Source organism: Providencia sp. PROV209, from assembly GCF_028479485.1.
Lineage (GTDB): Bacteria > Pseudomonadota > Gammaproteobacteria > Enterobacterales > Enterobacteriaceae > Providencia > Providencia alcalifaciens.
The window spans coordinates 37,589-54,026 of record NZ_JAMPNR010000003.1 but is presented as its reverse complement, the minus strand read 5'-3'; the positions used below and the strand labels follow the sequence as shown (position 1 = coordinate 54,026).

The 16,438-nt window shown below is 40.5% G+C and carries 12 protein-coding genes; 2 read left to right on the top strand and 10 right to left on the bottom strand.

The genetic code is table 11. From position 1 onward, the window contains the following. Nucleotides 1–79: 79 nt before the first annotated feature. From pgsA to PR795_RS04020, 9 genes are all read right to left on the bottom strand, one after another. Nucleotides 80–628 carry a CDP-diacylglycerol--glycerol-3-phosphate 3-phosphatidyltransferase gene (pgsA, locus tag PR795_RS04060; RefSeq protein WP_006657588.1) on the bottom strand — a complete coding sequence of 183 codons (549 nt, stop codon included), beginning with the start codon at nucleotides 626–628 and terminating at the stop codon, nucleotides 80–82. Nucleotides 629–684: 56 nt separating this feature from the next. Then, entirely contained in the window at nucleotides 685–2,517 is a 1,833-nt protein-coding gene (gene uvrC / locus PR795_RS04055; RefSeq protein WP_181480771.1) for an excinuclease ABC subunit UvrC, read from the bottom strand. Then, nucleotides 2,484–3,170: a LuxR C-terminal-related transcriptional regulator gene (locus tag PR795_RS04050; RefSeq protein WP_006662002.1), complete on the bottom strand. Its 687-nt coding sequence runs from the start codon at nucleotides 3,168–3,170 to the stop codon at nucleotides 2,484–2,486. The genes uvrC and PR795_RS04050 overlap by 34 nt, the downstream gene beginning before the upstream one ends. 218 nt (nucleotides 3,171–3,388) lie before the next feature. Continuing rightward, nucleotides 3,389–4,621, bottom strand: a complete 1,233-nt coding sequence (gene pepT / locus PR795_RS04045) for a peptidase T (RefSeq protein WP_036960625.1) — start codon at nucleotides 4,619–4,621, stop codon at nucleotides 3,389–3,391. 16 nt (nucleotides 4,622–4,637) lie between these two features. After that, entirely contained in the window at nucleotides 4,638–6,191 is a 1,554-nt protein-coding gene (locus PR795_RS04040; RefSeq protein ID WP_272516690.1) for an AbgT family transporter, read from the bottom strand. 295 nt (nucleotides 6,192–6,486) lie between these two features. Continuing rightward, nucleotides 6,487–6,894, bottom strand: a complete 408-nt coding sequence (gene psiE / locus PR795_RS04035; RefSeq protein WP_006662005.1) for a phosphate-starvation-inducible protein PsiE — start codon at nucleotides 6,892–6,894, stop codon at nucleotides 6,487–6,489. 214 nt (nucleotides 6,895–7,108) lie between these two features. Beyond that, a complete protein-coding gene (locus PR795_RS04030) occupies nucleotides 7,109–7,525 on the bottom strand; it encodes a GFA family protein (RefSeq protein WP_006662006.1) in 417 nt (138 codons plus the stop codon). 101 nt (nucleotides 7,526–7,626) lie between these two features. After that, nucleotides 7,627–9,141, bottom strand: coding sequence for a DUF3999 family protein (locus tag PR795_RS04025; protein ID WP_232373802.1), 1,515 nt, complete (start codon nucleotides 9,139–9,141; stop codon nucleotides 7,627–7,629). 2 nt (nucleotides 9,142–9,143) lie between these two features. Further along, on the bottom strand, nucleotides 9,144–11,921 hold the full coding sequence (locus tag PR795_RS04020; protein WP_272516689.1) for a DUF2339 domain-containing protein: 2,778 nt from the start codon (nucleotides 11,919–11,921) through the stop codon (nucleotides 9,144–9,146). A gap of 636 nt (nucleotides 11,922–12,557) precedes the next feature. Here PR795_RS04020 and PR795_RS04015 point away from each other — a divergent pair. Both PR795_RS04015 and glpX read left to right on the top strand, forming a co-directional pair. After that, entirely contained in the window at nucleotides 12,558–13,481 is a 924-nt protein-coding gene (locus PR795_RS04015) for an AEC family transporter (protein WP_006657579.1), read from the top strand. 161 nt (nucleotides 13,482–13,642) lie between these two features. Continuing rightward, nucleotides 13,643–14,620, top strand: a complete 978-nt coding sequence (glpX, locus tag PR795_RS04010; RefSeq protein ID WP_272516702.1) for a class II fructose-bisphosphatase — start codon at nucleotides 13,643–13,645, stop codon at nucleotides 14,618–14,620. A 64-nt stretch (nucleotides 14,621–14,684) separates the two neighbouring features. Here the strand turns inward: glpX and dtpA are convergent, their stop codons facing one another. Then, nucleotides 14,685–16,154: a dipeptide/tripeptide permease DtpA gene (gene dtpA, locus PR795_RS04005; protein ID WP_272516688.1), complete on the bottom strand. Its 1,470-nt coding sequence runs from the start codon at nucleotides 16,152–16,154 to the stop codon at nucleotides 14,685–14,687. Between the last annotated feature and the right edge of the window lie 284 nt (nucleotides 16,155–16,438).

Genomic DNA, 16,438 nt, shown 5'->3' with positions numbered 1-16,438 from the left:
CATTCTACTGATTTCACCTATCGAGTCAATACAATTATTGAAATAATTGGATCGTTCGCTGTTTTTTCAATCATTTCGATCACGCTTCGCTCAAATCGCCCCACGCAGCCTTTAAATATTGGAACATTGACCAAAAAGTCAGGATTGCAGCCACATATAAAAGTGCAATAGACAGATGTTCGATCAGCGGATTTGGACGCCATAATAAGCCGACTAATGACATCATTTGCGCCGTGGTTTTGAATTTACCAATCCAAGAAACTGCCACGCTGCTACGCTTACCAATTTCCGCCATCCATTCTCTCAATGACGAGATAATGATTTCGCGGGCGATCATCGTTGCAGCGGGTAAAGTCACATACCAAACATCATAGCTTTCAGTGACTAAGACTAACGCCGTTGCAACCATAACTTTGTCTGCAACGGGATCCAGGAAGGCGCCAAATTTTGTGGTTTGCTTCCATAAACGCGCTAAGAATCCGTCAAACCAATCCGTCACAGCGGCGATCACGAAAATCAGCGCACAAGCAAATGGTCCCCAACTGACAGGAAGATAAAATGCTAATACAAAAAACGGTATCAGGATGACACGGAACAGGGTCAACCACGTTGGTATATTTAATTTCATCGCGCTCACTAACTCTTTGTCCAAGACCGATACCTTAGTATGTTGCCCTAAGATACCTACTGTTTCAATGCATTATAAATCTTTTCTGCCAGCGCGTATGAGATCGAGGGCACTTTTGCTATCTCTTCTACGCTCGCATTTCGCAAGGGTTGTAATCCCCCCATATACTTTAATAGCATTTGACGGCGCTTTGGTCCCACGCCTTCAATCGATTCCAGTGCACTCGTATTTTTAACTTTAGCTCGGCGTTGACGATGTCCTGTAATGGCATGATTATGGGATTCATCACGAATATGTTGGATCACATGCAGTGCTGGCGAGTCCGGAGGGAGCGCAAAGCCTTCACCTTCCGGTTTTAAAAACAGTGTTTCCAAGCCAGCTTTACGATCACTGCCTTTTGCAACACCAATTAATAAAGGATGGTTTTTATCCCAATCCACTTCAAGGGAATCAAACACATCTTTTGCCTGCCCTAACTGCCCTTTACCACCATCAATAAAGATAATATCGGGAACTTTGCTTTCATCCAGATGCTTGCCATAACGACGTGTAAGCACTTGGTGCATTGCTGCATAATCATCCCCTGGTGTGATCCCCGTAATATTGTATCGACGATACTCCGATTTCACAGGACCCGTTTTATCGAATACGACGCAAGACGCTACTGTTTGCTCTCCCATGGTGTGGGAAATATCAAAACATTCCATACGGGAGATATTGTCAATATTCACCACTTTTGAAAGTGCAGCCATACGCTGTTGAATCGTGGATTGCTGAGCCAACTTTGTCGATAACGCGATAGATGCATTTGTTCGCGCTAGCTTTAAATAGCGAGCACGAGTGCCGCGCGGTTGGCTTTGAATTTGGATTTTACGCCCCGCAATATCGGACAGTGACTCTGCCAGAAGTTCTTTCTCCGTTAGTGGGAAATCAAGCAAAATTTCCCCTGGCAATGTACGGTTCTCACTGCCTTGTAAATAGAATTGCCCCAAGAAGGTTTGCACCACTTCTTCTAATAAAGTGCCCGCCGGAATTTTTGGGTAATAGCTTCGGCTTCCCAGCACTTTTCCTTGGCGAATAAACAAGACATGAACACACGCTAAACCAGAGTCGAATGCGACACCTATCACATCAAGGTCATCATCGCCCCCAGACACATACTGCTCTTCAGTCACCGCGCGCACAGCTTGAATTTGATCTCGAAAACGAGCTGCATCTTCAAATCGTAGCTCTTGGCTGGCTTTTTCCATCCGTTCAACTAATCCTGTTAACACCTGCTTGTCCTTCCCTGTTAAAAAAAGACGCACATAGTTAACTTGCTGCTCATATTCTTCATCCGTGACCAACCTTTTCACGCACGGTCCTAAGCAGCGACCAATTTGATACTGTAAACAGGGTCTTGATCGATTTCGATAAACGCTATCTTCACATTGACGAATAGGAAATAGTTTTTGCATTAACGCTAAGGTTTCGCGTACTGCATAAGAGCTTGGAAACGGACCGAAATACTCACCTTTAGCGTGCTTAGCACCGCGATGGCTCGAGATTCTTGGGTGAGTTTCGCTACTCAAGAAAATATAAGGATAGGATTTATCATCTCTTAACAAAACGTTATAACGAGGCTGATAAAGCTTAATATAGTTATGCTCCAACAATAACGCTTCGGTTTCAGTATGGGTAACCGTCACATCAATCGAGGCGATATTCTTGACCAACTGTTCTGTTTTGCGGCTTCCGACATTTTCACGAAAGTAGCTTGATAATCTTTTTTTAAGATCTTTCGCTTTTCCTACATAAATCACGGTTCCCCCAGCGTCATACATACGATAGACACCGGGTTGATTCGTGACGGTTTTTAAGAAAACTTTTGGATCAAACTGTTGTTCCACCCTGATAAATCCTGTTTTGCGGTGATTAAACCATAACTAATTGCTATATGTGTTAATTCTACATCACTACTGATATTAAGTTTACCAAACATTCGATATCGATAGGTATTTACCGTTTTCGGACTTAAAGATAATGTATCCGCAATTTGTTTGACGGGTGTACCTCGAGTGATCATCAACATAATTTCTAACTCTCTTGCAGAAAGTAATTCATAGATATCCAATTGTTCACGCTGGTTTAACCGCTGCAAAGCAAGGTGTTGAGCGATATCTGGGGAAATGATTTTCTGCCGTGCATTTACAACCTGTATGGCTTCAATAAGCTCTTCTTCAGCAATGCTCGTACTTAAAATCCCAAAGATCCCAATGTCCAGCGCTTTCACAATAAAAGTATCATTATGACGGACATTATAGATAATCAGCCCTACATCAGGTTGAGTACGACGTATCGTTGTGAAGGCTTTTAGTGAGTCAAAATGGCAATGCTCTCGATTAACTAAAATGATATTGGCTCTATTCTGTCGGTTCCATGTGATCACAGGATCTATAGAAGGAAAAGCAGCGACAACTTTATAACGCGTATTTCGGGTTAAAATCGCCTCAATACCTCGAATGGAAATATTGCTATCATCAATAATTATTATATTAATCAAGTACCTCTCCTAATAATGGCAAGCATAATGAGAGGATAATAAAGGAAAAAAACAACTAGTCATATCTTCTTTTTTAAAGATTAAATTAAAACTATTAGATTGACTATTATTCAATAGTTGATATTTAATTCTTAAATAAATCACTATCAAAAAAATAGCCGCTGAATAATTAGCGACTATTTCTTCTAGCACTTTTACTTTTAAATAAAGGCGCTACCTCATTTTTGCCCAACTAAACGGCAAATGGTTTCAGAAACGAGATAACTTTTCTCAAATGACGTGATGGGTAAGAACTCAAAACGCGAATGGAAATTATGTGCACCTGTAAAGTAATTTGGTGTCACAATTCCACGAGCCGATAGTGCTGAACCATCAGTGCCCCCACGCATCGGAATGATGTTAGGCTCAATATTATGAATTTTTAACGCTTCAAGAATAATATCTACTGCAGTACGATCTTCACCAATTGAGTCACTGATATTGCTATACACGTCATCAATTTTGAACTCCACTTTTGCTCGAGGATGGCGCGCTCTAATCAGTTCAATGCTTTCAGCAATAAAACGTTTACGCGATTCAAAACTTGGGCGGTCAAAATCGCGGATAGCCATTTTGATCTTCGCTTCATTTGGATTGGCTGCTAAATCAGTAATATAGAAGTATCCTTCACGATGCTCAGTATGTTCTGGCGTATCAAAACGGTCAAAACAACCAATAAAATCATGAGCAACGCGAATTGGGTTTAACAAGACGTTTTTCGCTGACATTGGATGAGCAGTGATCCCTTTGATTTCCACTTCAATGGAAGCCGCATTAAAGGTTTCGAAAACAACTTCACCAAGAGCACAACAATCGATGGTATAGGCGAAATCCACTTTGAAGCGAGAAAGATCCATGATTTTTGAACCGCGAAGGCCAATTTCTTCATCTGGCACAAACGCAACATAAATATCACCACAGTCAAAATCTGTATTTTGCAGTTTATCCATCAGCTCCATGACAACAGTAATCGCCGCTTTATCATCTGCGCCGAGTACACTTGTTCCGTCACTGAAAATAATTTCATCCCCCACATAAGCCGTGGCTTCAGGATGTTCAGATGTTTTAAACCAGATATCTTCTTGCACATTCAAGCATAAATCCGCGCCTTTATACGCCAAGGTTTGCGGTTTGATCACGGGGGATAAACCAACATCGACAGTATCTAAATGAGCGACAAAACCAATTTTAGGTGCATTAGGTTTATTGCCAGGACGCATCGCATAGAGGATGGCATGTTCATCAACATACACATCTTTTAAACCATAGCTTTCTAACTCTTTCGCCAGAAGATTCGCCAATTCACGCTGCCCTTCGGTACTCGGCACCACAGAACTCGCAGCATCACTTTGACTTTCAATCGCGACATAACGATAAAAACGCTCTTCTAACTTTTTACCTAATTCTTTCATTTTACATACCTTTTACTTATTGCGCAGGCTGCCATGTATAACCACTATCAAAACCAATTGGAATATCAAATGCCCAGAACAGGTATAACGTTGCTGTTAAGGTGATTAATAAACCGATGGTGAATGGGATCATCATTGAACATAACGTTCCGATTCCTGCATTTTTATAATATTTCTGGCAATACATTAAAATCAGAGGATAGAACGGAAACATTGGTGTACTCACGTTCATCGCAGAGTCACTCACACGGAATGCAGCTTGGGTTAATTCTGGCGAAATTCCGACTGCCATTAACATTGGAACCAATACCGGTGCCATAATAGCCCATTTAGACGTCGCCGAGGTGATCATAATATTTAGCACCGCGGTTAATAAAATAACGCCAAATACCGTCAATCCTGATGGCATATCTAAAGTACGCAGTAATTCCGCCCCCGATAATGCCAATAATGTGCCTAAATTCGAGTGCTGGAATGAATACAAGAATTGTGCGGCAAAGAACGCAAATACAATAAATGGAATCAATGACTTGGTAATGTTTTCCATCGCCTTAACGACATCCTTAGTCGAGGTGAAGGATCTCGTCATATAGCCATACACAATCCCCGGTAGTGCAAAAAAGATAAACAGCAGTGGCACCACAATCTGCATAATCGGGGCTTTTGGACTGGTTAAGCTGCCATCTGGACCACGCAATGGTGAGTTTTCAGGCCATAATAGCGCAAATAAACCTAGCGCTAATGCGATGACGACTAACCCAGCAACGCGAAATGCACGGTGCTCTTGCGGTGTGATTTTACTCAAATCTTGTTCCGCATCCGTATCCACATCCGACTTTGTGATAGGCGCATTTTTATTTAACCATGGCTCGACAATTTTCTCAGTAATAAACCAACAAGTGAAAATGACACCAAACGTGCCGCCTAGGCTAAAGAAATAGTTACACAATACGTTCACGCTGTAGCCTGGGGCTAGCATTTGTGCGGCATCTTGCGTAAAGCTTTGCATAATCGGGTCAATAATCGATGGCGTATAGCTTGCCGTAAACCCGCCCGCTAAGCCCGCAAATGCTGCTGCGATACCCGCTAAAGGATGGCGACCGCTGGCATAGAACATCATTGCAGCAACCGGCATTAAGATCACATAGGCTGAGTCAGAAGCTACGTGCGAAACGATCCCAACGAAAACAACAGTTGGCGTCAGCATTTTAGGCGATATTAAAGAAAGCATTTTTTTCAGTGCAGTGTTAATAAAACCACTACTTTCTGCAATCCCAATACCTAATGTGGCAACGATTGTTATTCCAAGAGGAGGGAAATTAATAAAATTTTTAACCACTGATGTCACAAATAATATGATTTCTTCATACTGAAACATATTAATTACGGAAATTTTTTCTTTAGAAATAGGATGGTGATAACTGAAATCGACAAACGAGAGCAGATAAGATAAAAACCAACATATTACTAGGGCGTAAACAAATAGCATTGTCACATCTGGCATTACGTTACCAATGCGCTCAACACGATTTAAAAAACCCTTTTTCTTAGGTAGTGTTTTAGTTGTCATAGTTGCAAGTTACTTATGTTATTAGAATAGAAGCTTTATCACAGTAAATAACCCATTTAGAAAAGTAAAACACTTTCTTATTTTATTTTGGCAGAATGAAAAGCAACCAATCGCTCTAGTTAATTATGCTTATATTATTAGTTTTACTCTTAATCCAACTATCTGAAATTTTATTTTAGCTTATGCTTACTCTCGTTTTATATTACTTAAGTCATTTTTTTATTTAATTAACTTCACGCCAAAGGAAATGATTATTATTTCCCTTAGCGTGATTGATAAATTAATTTTAAGAATATTATTCTCGTTTCAGTTTTTCTGTATTAGCAATATAAAGTGCTATCACTAAAACCAAAATGGCGCCAGCATGCAGCAGAGTTGTCATCGGATCACTGTGGTCCACAATGATGAGGCGGATAATTGCAGTGATCCCGATATAGATAAAATAGCGTAGCGGGAAGTGATAACCAGACATAAAATACTTTATAATCAAAGCAATGAACTCAAAATAAAGAAAGTAAATCACGATACCTTCTAAAAGCTCATAGGCTTTAGCTTCTTGGCTTCCCCCAAACATTAAAGATGCCATTGTGAATGTTTCTTTAGCTAAAAAGAAAACCAACACAGCAGCCAGCACAATTAATCCCACATTAAGAACCCATTGTAATACCCATGCGATATTACTGGCATGACGCATTCCTTTCATACTATCCATTACATATTCCTCAAATTACTCTTTCTACGCTTTAAAAAGTTAAGTTATTTTTTATTTAACTTTTTAAGAGCATAAAATGTTAACGTTCGCTATATCAACTCAAATGGAATAGGCTAATTATAATTGAAATTTTTTATGCTGACATTACAAATGAATGTTTAAATCACCTTAAGATAAATAGCAGGTAATAATACCTGCCATTTGGCTAATCTTTTGGATTATTACTGTAGAGATTTAATATATCTTGTTCTGTTAACATTGGCGTCTTTTCAGCAAAATTATAATAATTTGGCTTACAATCTATATAAATTTGCGTGCCCATTTTGGCATTTTGGCTTTCTGCAAACAGTGCCGCTGAGATGTAATACGTTGACGGTGAATGTAAATGATAAAAAAGATGCGTACCGCACTGCTTACAAAATGCGCGCTCAGCCCATTCCGATGAAGCAAAACGCGTAATTAACGCATTTCCTTCAATTTTTGGCTCACCTTCATAACCGATGGTCATTCCCGGTCCACCATTCCATTTTTGGCACATGCCGCAATGACAAACATGGACGGTATCAATAGGGTGATCGATAGTCAGTTTCACAGAACCGCATAAGCATTGACCTTGAGGCATTGTTCTATCCTTTGTCGACGATGTTGAATTCAAAAATAACGCTAGATGACTGATAAAGTGCCATCTTCATCCCCGATGAGCTTGCTAGCAATCCGAGTTACTTAAAGCTCATCTGAATTACGCTTATTTGATGCCCCCACTTCTTTCAATAAGTACCAACAAAAATAAAGTAACGCCAGAATTCCAACAACAAGTAATACCCATAACGTGATAGTCATCCAATTTACCCCTTCTTCTACGGGGTTATCTTGCACTTTTTTCTCCACACCACCGAGCTCTAATACCTTACCTGTCGTTGTTATTTCAGGGAAATTTTCCATCACCGCTTCGACACTTTCATGTTTACCAATAAGTTGTGTGTAGTTAACATTATCCGGTGTTGCTTGTTTATTTCCCCACACCAGTAGGTAAGGCGAAGCACCTTGTATATTCACAACGAGGTTAACGGCATCACGTAAGCCATATATTGTCGGCGGCAGCTCATCCCAACTTCCTTTTAATGCAGTAATTCTCAGTCCTTTAATTTGCATATTATGGATAATGAGATTCGGGTTACTCGCGTTGTCTCCCTCATTAATTTGATTAAAAACCATCACATCCGCTAACGGTTTCCATTCTTCATCACTGTTTGCGATGTATTCAATTTTTAGTGGCACAACTCGATTTGATTGTTGCAACTTAATACTAATTTCGTTCAACGGCTGAGGTGCTGGCAAACGATAAATCACTTGCTCTCGCGTAATACCATCATTTGTTACTTCAAATAAGAAAGATTCCTGACGGTGGAAGGAATTCATCACATACTGAATTCCCGTGACCGATTGTAAAAGTGGGATTTCATTTTCTGGTGTACTCACTGTCACTAACATAAGATAGGGTGCAACAGGTCCCGTACTTTCCTCTCTCAATAATTCAATGGTATTGCTTGCCACAACCCCAGAGTCTAGCTTCAAGCTCATTACAGGTTGATTAGCGGCAATGTTCACCCAATTTTTTTTATCGGTGCTGAAATAGACGAACACTTTTGCTTGCCAATCTCGGTTACTTTGATCCCAACCTAAATTTAAATTCGACAAAACACCGGCTTCTTTAAGTTGATCACGCGTCAACAAATACGCTTGATAAGTGGTTTTTTCTTTTCTTTGCAGATTGGGTAATTCAATACGATTCGTTTTGCCAGGTTCGGTTTCCACCAATAAATATTGGCTATCAAATTGAGTGTTATCGCTAGAATTCACATTATCTGGACGCGTCACTAAACGTTGAAAATTAAAGTTCACATTCGTCGTCGCAATTGATTTATTAGTATCAAAAAACAACGCTGTCGGGATTTCATTTCCCGTCCCATTGAAGACACGAACATCTTGCAGAGTATCAGGGTAGGCAGACCCCATATAAGCCTCTGAAGGTAACTCTAACCAATAAAACGGACTGTTCCTGTCTGGAGTAGAAAGCTCTTTTCCTTGATAGAAGTCATAAGGGTTTACCTCTTTCAAGTTATCGGCTTTTGAGTCGTTGGCATAACTCCCAGATGAAAATAAGCATATCGAGGAAAAAAGTGTTAACCACCCACCTAATGTTGTTGCGTATTTCACTGCTACTTTCATACAGTTCATAACTATTTTTCCTGTATCTCAATGTCCATTTTATGCTTTGGTGGTAATGGAGAAAAATACCCTACAACCAAGATCAACACCGCGACGGCAATAAAAGAGACCGCACGGGAAATACCATCCTGCCCATACACATCAATAAGAAAAAGTTTTGCTATGACGCACACAAAAATGGCAGCGCCGCCAAACCACCATACACGGCTTTTCTTCACAGCGGCAATCACCATACAAACGAGTGCCGCAATCCCCCAACTAATGGAAAGCACGGTTTGAACTAAACGCGAGTCAAATAAAATATGTCGGTTCCACGTAATATTGGCAAAATCCGCTGTTGCACGAAGAATGATACCGTTATACCAAAGAAGCGTTAGCCCGATGATCACCACCATGAGTCCGTTCACCCCCCCCGTTTCAAGTGGTGTTACTTTTCTTAGCTTCTCCATAAAGCCTTTACGCATCAGCAACAGCGCAGCAATGCTAAATAGACCCGCTTCATCAAGCGGGTTGACTAATGGGACATAGCTCCAGAAGGTCAGTTTCCCATCCTCCAGGTTAGACCAAGAAGACAGTACCACCAGCACCGCCATAAGCGGCAATATGCTATACCAGTACAGCAGCCCTTTTCGACGCATCGGTACAAATTTGTTATGTTGCAACCAATAGAGAACTAAGACCAATAAGGTCATCGACATGATGTAAATAAAGTAACCCAGCTCATGCATTCCCCATGGAAGATTCACCACAAACCAGTGAACTTGGGTTGCAACAAACCCAATAATTAACCATAAATTGGCAACGTGCATTCCGCGCCGAATATAGAGATTCTGAGTACGATAAGCATGCATCACAAATAGCACTGAGCTTCCAAGAATGACCGGCCAGATGAGTGAGCCTTCACCGCGCCCCATAGGATTATTTGCATCAATAAAATCTAATGCTAAATAGTAATATGCCACTGCCCATAGTAAGAACTGACATAGAACTAATGGGATCCAATTAATTTTTTGACCACCAAGACGCCAGCACCATGCTGAAATCAACACCAATGCCAAAATGATTAGACTTTCAACTTCGCTATTCCATGACAGCATACTGGTAAATTCAGGCACCCAAGCAAACCAGACTAATAAACCGAGGAATAAAAATAGGTAACTGAGAACAGTGAAATAACGTGTTTCTTTATGACGCACATGAAATAACCCGCCTGCAAAAAAGCAAACCGCGATTAAGCTTGGCATCATATAAATGACATTGTCACTCCAATAATAGTATGGGTAATCGCTTAATATCATTAATGCACTAATTGCAATAAGTAAGCAGGAAGTCATCGCCAATTTTTTGTGCCCTTGATTGAGCGCAAACCACAACATGGCAAAGCCTTGTAATGACCAGACAATCGTTGTCCATTCAAATGACAGAGCAAGGGGTACTGCTAACGTAACAAAGCTAGCACCAATAATAATATTGCCCAATGCCATATTTTTACCCACGGAACTAAAACGTTTATGGAGCCTGATACTTGCTATGAGATACAACAAACCGATGAGTAAAGAAATAAAGGCTGGCAATAATCCTATTCCACCCGAAATAGCAAATTGCAGCGAAATACTCATCAATGGCGGGAAGAATAATAAAGTATTATCGACGACTAGCTGTTTACTATGCTCAAAACGTAAAGCAAATAATTGAGTTAATACATTGAATACAATCAGGTTGGCAATGATAAATAGTTGGCAGGAGAGATAATAATCATAATTGTAATGTTCCATTCCCCATAATACTGCTACCCCATAAGTCATGAACATTCCGACTAGGTTTAATGGGCGCCATGCTTGCCAAAAGCTAATCACCAAAATACCTATCGATAGCATGAGGTAATAGGAGAATAGAACAATATGACTCCCGCCCCCAGAAGACAGTAATATTGGTGCTAAATATCCCCCTAGAGATGCCAAGACTGCCAAGCTAATAGTGCGTTGTAACAACGCTAAAGCAATACTTGCCGAACAGATAATGAGCATTGCCACAAATGCAAATCCATAAGGGATCATGGCATACAGCTTAAAGCCAGCAAAAACGGTTATGTATAAACACCCAATTGCTCCACCCTGTAAGATCAAGCCAAATAATGCTTTTTTCTTGCGTAGCCACCAACCAACACAGAGTAAAACTAAGCAGCCAGCGGCACTAAACACTAATCTTAATTCTGGAGATATAATCTCATTTTGCACGCTGTAATTGAGTAAATAAGCAACACCTAGAAATAATAATAAAATTCCGATTTTAGCAAGAGGATTCCCTGTCACTAGCCACGAAAAGAAATGTGCAAAGATTGATCTACTCTCTAATTCATTCTGTTCAGATGAAGCTTGGCTTGGTCTAGTTTTATCAAAACGATTTGGATTTATCGAGACTGGATGAACTGTATCAGGCTGTTTATGACTGGAAACTGACATCGGTTGAAAGAGAGGTTGAGCATCTTGAACTGGGGTTTCGGAAACATCGTTTTTATTATCTTCTGGCTCAAAATGTTCCAATTGAGAGGCATTACATTGCACTTCTACTGAAGTTAATGCGTCGTTGTCATCCATCGTATTTAACGCACTAACAGGTCCCCCTCCATTGCCATGAGCTATTTTAGCTTCGAGTGAAGTGATCTTCTGGTTTAACTGGTGAATTTGGTATTGCATACGACCAGTACGGTTAATCGCGATGATAGCGAGCACAGGGGCCACTATCACTAATGCAATTAAAACTAGTCCTAAGAGTATCCATGTATCCACAAATAGGTTTCCTTCTTTAATCCAATGCCAGCAACCCAAGATTAGTCAACCGGATCTTAGGGGATAACACGTTGCTCATATCTGAAACAAACTGTGTTTTCGTAAAATTTGTGGTAAAAAAACCAGCTAGTTAAACCGCTCTAGCTCATGATAAAAAACTCGACACACCATAACGCCTTATACACAATAAGTGCATTATAGAGTTTACATTATTCAATAATCGTCCTAGTTTAAAGATGAATATCTAAATTGCCAACCATGGGTAACAAACTGTTACAAAATAACTCCTTTTAAGAGTATTCGCAGATTAATCTATTCCGTCATTTTATTATTTTATCATCATAAAATGATAGTACATTTTTAATGTTTTTTCCCCAGACAAACAAGCCATTAAATAATTATTTTCCCATAAGGCAAAATAACCCTTATTTTTATTAATAATTAATCAAATCCAATAATCTATTTTCGACTCATTATATTTATTATAAAAAATATGCAGATAATAGGTGTATTTTCGTATGATTATGTTATTAATTTATAGACAATTTACCAGGAAGTTATTTAACAAATAACGATTGTCTTTTATCGAGTATATTTAAATTCGCGCCTTGTTCTATATAACGCAAAGGAATAACTATGTTATTACATATAATACTTGAAGCCCTAAGTCCCATCATACTCGGTCTCGCCGTAGGGTGGTTATCGGGTAAATATGGTTTCGTGAAACGGGAATATTCGCAAGCGTTTGCGGACTTTGTTGTCAAAATCGCCTTACCTTTTGCGCTTTTCCTTGCTGCCGTCCAAGCCCCGCCATCAGTGCTACTAAACATTGATTATCTATTAGCGCTGGCAGTGGGATTAATTGCATCTTACGTAATTGGTTTTGTCGTCGGTAAACTCTTTTTCCGTCACAACAAAACTGACGCTGCGATGCAAGCCTTATCGGTATCATTCCCGGATATGGCGTACTGTGGACCACCGGTTTTACTGGCTACTGTTGGTTCATCCGGTTTAATTGCCATGGTACTTGGTAACTTAATTTATACCGTTATTATTATTCCATTTACCTTATTGATGATCAGTGGATCCGCAAAAGGTAATGGTGTCCTGAAATCTGTCGGTAAAGCCGTCATTCAGCCATTAGTTTTCTTACCTGTTTTAGGGGCTATTCTGGCTATTTGTGGCGTGAAATTACCTGAAATTCTGCAAAACTCTGTGAATGAACTCGGTAAAACTGCTGGTGGTGTTGCCCTCTTCTTCCTTGGTTTACTGCTTTCAGGTATTAAGCTGACAATCAGTAAAGAAATAATCTTTAACGTATTTGTCAAAAACTTTGTGCAAGCCGCGTTAATTCTTGGTACCGGTCTCGCATTAGGTTTACAAAGTGATTTATTAAAAGCTGCATTTATTATCGGTGTATTACCGACGGCAACCGCTGTTCCAGCACTTGCTATCAGTAATAAAGCCTACACTGAAACCTCCGCGGGAACGGTGTTACTGAGTACGATTGCTGCCTTAATCTCAATTATTGGCGGGATCACCATCGTTGAAATGCTGTAATTCTTTCTTGGCGGAGTTTACTCCGCCCTTCCCCTTCCGCCACTCTCCCCCCTTCGCCAATAAAACGTTGATTTATTCATCGAAAAATTACCAAGTTGATCACAAAAAACGTATCATAGTCGCGATAATTTTTTAGTCCTAGGAACAACACCAAAATGAAAATTAGCGATGAACTCGCATCTGCAATCGCGTCCGTGACCGAAGTTGCTGCCATTGCCGCATTTGAATGGGTAGGGAAACACAATAAAAATGCAGCTGATAACGCTGCGGTTGAAGCCATGAGAAACCGACTCAATGAAATTGATTTTCATGGAAAAATTGTGATTGGCGAAGGCGAAATTGACGAAGCTCCGATGCTGTATATTGGTGAACAAGTTGGCAAACAATCCGGCGAACATCATTTAGATATCGCAGTTGATCCCATTGACGGTACTCGCATGGTGGCATGTAATGAGCACAATGCGATTGCGGTCCTTGCCGCCGCACCTACCGGCACATTATTGCAAGCACCGGATATGTATATGGAAAAAATGGTTGTTGGTGCCGCAGCAAAAGGCACTGTTCACCTAAAAAATCCATTAGAGAAAAACCTCGAATTTTTATCTGCGGCATTGGATAAACCGATTTCAATGCTTAATATTGCTATTCTTGATAAACCTCGCCACCAACATATTATCAAAACTATCCGTAACTTTGGCGCCAATGTTATTACCATCCCTGATGGCGATGTACTTGCATCACTGCTAACAATCCTACCTGAACATCCTATTGATATGATGTATGGCATTGGCGGGGCACCAGAAGGCATTATTAGTGCTGCCATTGCACGCGCATTAGGTGGAGATATGCAAGCACGTCTTGTACCACGTAATAAAGCTAAAGAAGATACAGAAAAAAATAAGCTGTTAGCAGCGCAAGAAGCAATTCGTTGCCAACAGATGGGCATCGAAATTGGGGGCATTTTAACGTTGGATATGATGGTGAATACGTCCGATGTCATTTTTGCTGCGACCGCAATCACCCCTACAGTGCTGATGAATGGTATCTCAAATGATCTGCATAGCCACAGTGCGAGTACTCTTTTAGTCAACGGTAATAACCGTTCCATGAGATTAATTAATAATCGATATTTTAAATAATCATGCATTAAAAAAGGGCGATATCACTATCGCCCTTTTTCTATTTGATAACTAACAAAACAAATTAATGTTGTTCTTGCGTCATGCGGTTTAATAATGGCGCAGTAAATACCATTACAATGGCAATTGCTCCCGTCACCAGACCAATCTTCATAAATACATCGCTGTACACCGCGAGAGATTCAACTTTACTGGTGATTTCACCTTGTGGTGCTGCCGCCATGGAAGCCACATAACCTGCGATAAATGCCGCAGCAGAGTTAGTTAAGAACCATGCGCCCATGATAAAGCCCATCAGGCGCTGCGGAACTAATTGAGCCACCATCGCCAGACCCAGACCAGAAATCATCAGCTCACCAATACTTTGGAAGCCATAACAGATAACCAACCATTGAACAGACACAATACCCGCTTCGTTCGCAAATTTTGCGCCGAGTGGCAGCACTAAGAATGCTGCTGAGCACAGTATCATACCGATAGCGAATTTGTGTGGCATCGGTAAGTTGTCACCCATTTTGTTATAGATTGCAGCTAAAATTGGACTACCAATCATAATCCATAATGGGTTTAACGCTTGATACTGAGCAGGCTCAATGGCTAAGCCAAAAACTTCATGCTCAACGTTATGTAACGCGAAGAAGTTTAGAGACGTCGGCATTTGGCTATAGAGAACGAAGAACACAATCGCTTCTAACATTAGGATCAACGCGACGCCCATACGGCGACGAGCAATGCCTTTTAGCGCCATCATTTCTTTGATAAAGATAACTAAAATACCCAGAGAAATCACCGCCAGTGCCGCACGCGCAATGCCTAAGTTGTGCAGTAACCAGTTTGAAATCGCAATCAGTGCAACTACACCGACGATAGTCATCAGTAATTTGGAGATGACAACAGGTGCAAAGTCTGGTTTTGAACCGTGGTCTGAGACCCATTTTTTGCACATGTAGAAGTTAATTAAGGTAATGATCAGCCCCACTACGCTGAGGGAGAATGCGACATCCCAGCCGTAATGTTTTGCTAACCATGGTGTTGCCAGCATTGAGAAGAATGAACCAATGTTAACCGACATATAGTACATGGTGAATGCACCGTCCAAACGTGGGTCATTTTTGTCATAACAGGTAGATAATAATGATGATGGGTTTGCTTTAAACAGACCGTTACCTACCGCGATGGTAGCAAGGCCGAGGTAAACCATCGACACATCATGCCCAGAGCATGCAACGAAGGCATAACCGACAATCAGTACTACCGTTCCAAGAACGATCGCACGCTTGGTACCCAGAACTTTATCGCCTAACCAGCCGCCAATGGCAACGAAGCCATAGACCAACGCAGAGAATGCCGCGAACAGCGTAATAGATTCCGCTTCCGACATACCAAGCACTTGGCTGAGATAAATTGGGAGGATCCCCTGAAGACCGTAGTAACCAAAACGTTCCCAGAGTTCGATAGAAAAGATGAGATAGAATGAACGAGGTTGCTTAAACGCGTTAAGACTGACTTCCTCTTTGTTATTTGTTGTGGACACAAGTTACCTCTAGTACAACCTGTACGTATGCAAAAAAACCACGGAGCGCTGTCTGCACCCTCGCATTGTTATGATCTCAAGAATTTAAGCTTTAGAAGATTCACTTTTGGTAGGTGGAGTATCAATCCCTGACCTCAAAACAAACAAAACTGTGTGCATATATTGTTTATGAATCACGAACATAAAATTCAATGAGTTAAAGCATATTTGATTATTTATTCAGCATTATGGCAAATATATGCCATCCAAAACAGAATAATCAATTAAGCAATATATGCTATTTA

Excerpts from the sequence above, each read along its gene's own strand:
- PR795_RS04040 (WP_272516690.1), bottom strand. The coding sequence starts at position 6,191 with ATGACAACTAAAACACTACCTAAGAAAAAGGGTTTTTTAAATCGTGTT.
- pepT (WP_036960625.1), bottom strand. The coding sequence starts at position 4,621 with ATGAAAGAATTAGGTAAAAAGTTAGAAGAGCGTTTTTATCGTTATGTC.
- PR795_RS04025 (WP_232373802.1), bottom strand. The coding sequence starts at position 9,141 with ATGAACTGTATGAAAGTAGCAGTGAAATACGCAACAACATTAGGTGGG.
- PR795_RS04030 (WP_006662006.1), bottom strand. The coding sequence starts at position 7,525 with ATGCCTCAAGGTCAATGCTTATGCGGTTCTGTGAAACTGACTATCGAT.
- psiE (WP_006662005.1), bottom strand. The coding sequence starts at position 6,894 with ATGAAAGGAATGCGTCATGCCAGTAATATCGCATGGGTATTACAATGG.
- pgsA (WP_006657588.1), bottom strand. The coding sequence starts at position 628 with ATGAAATTAAATATACCAACGTGGTTGACCCTGTTCCGTGTCATCCTG.
- PR795_RS04015 (WP_006657579.1), top strand. The coding sequence starts at position 12,558 with ATGTTATTACATATAATACTTGAAGCCCTAAGTCCCATCATACTCGGT.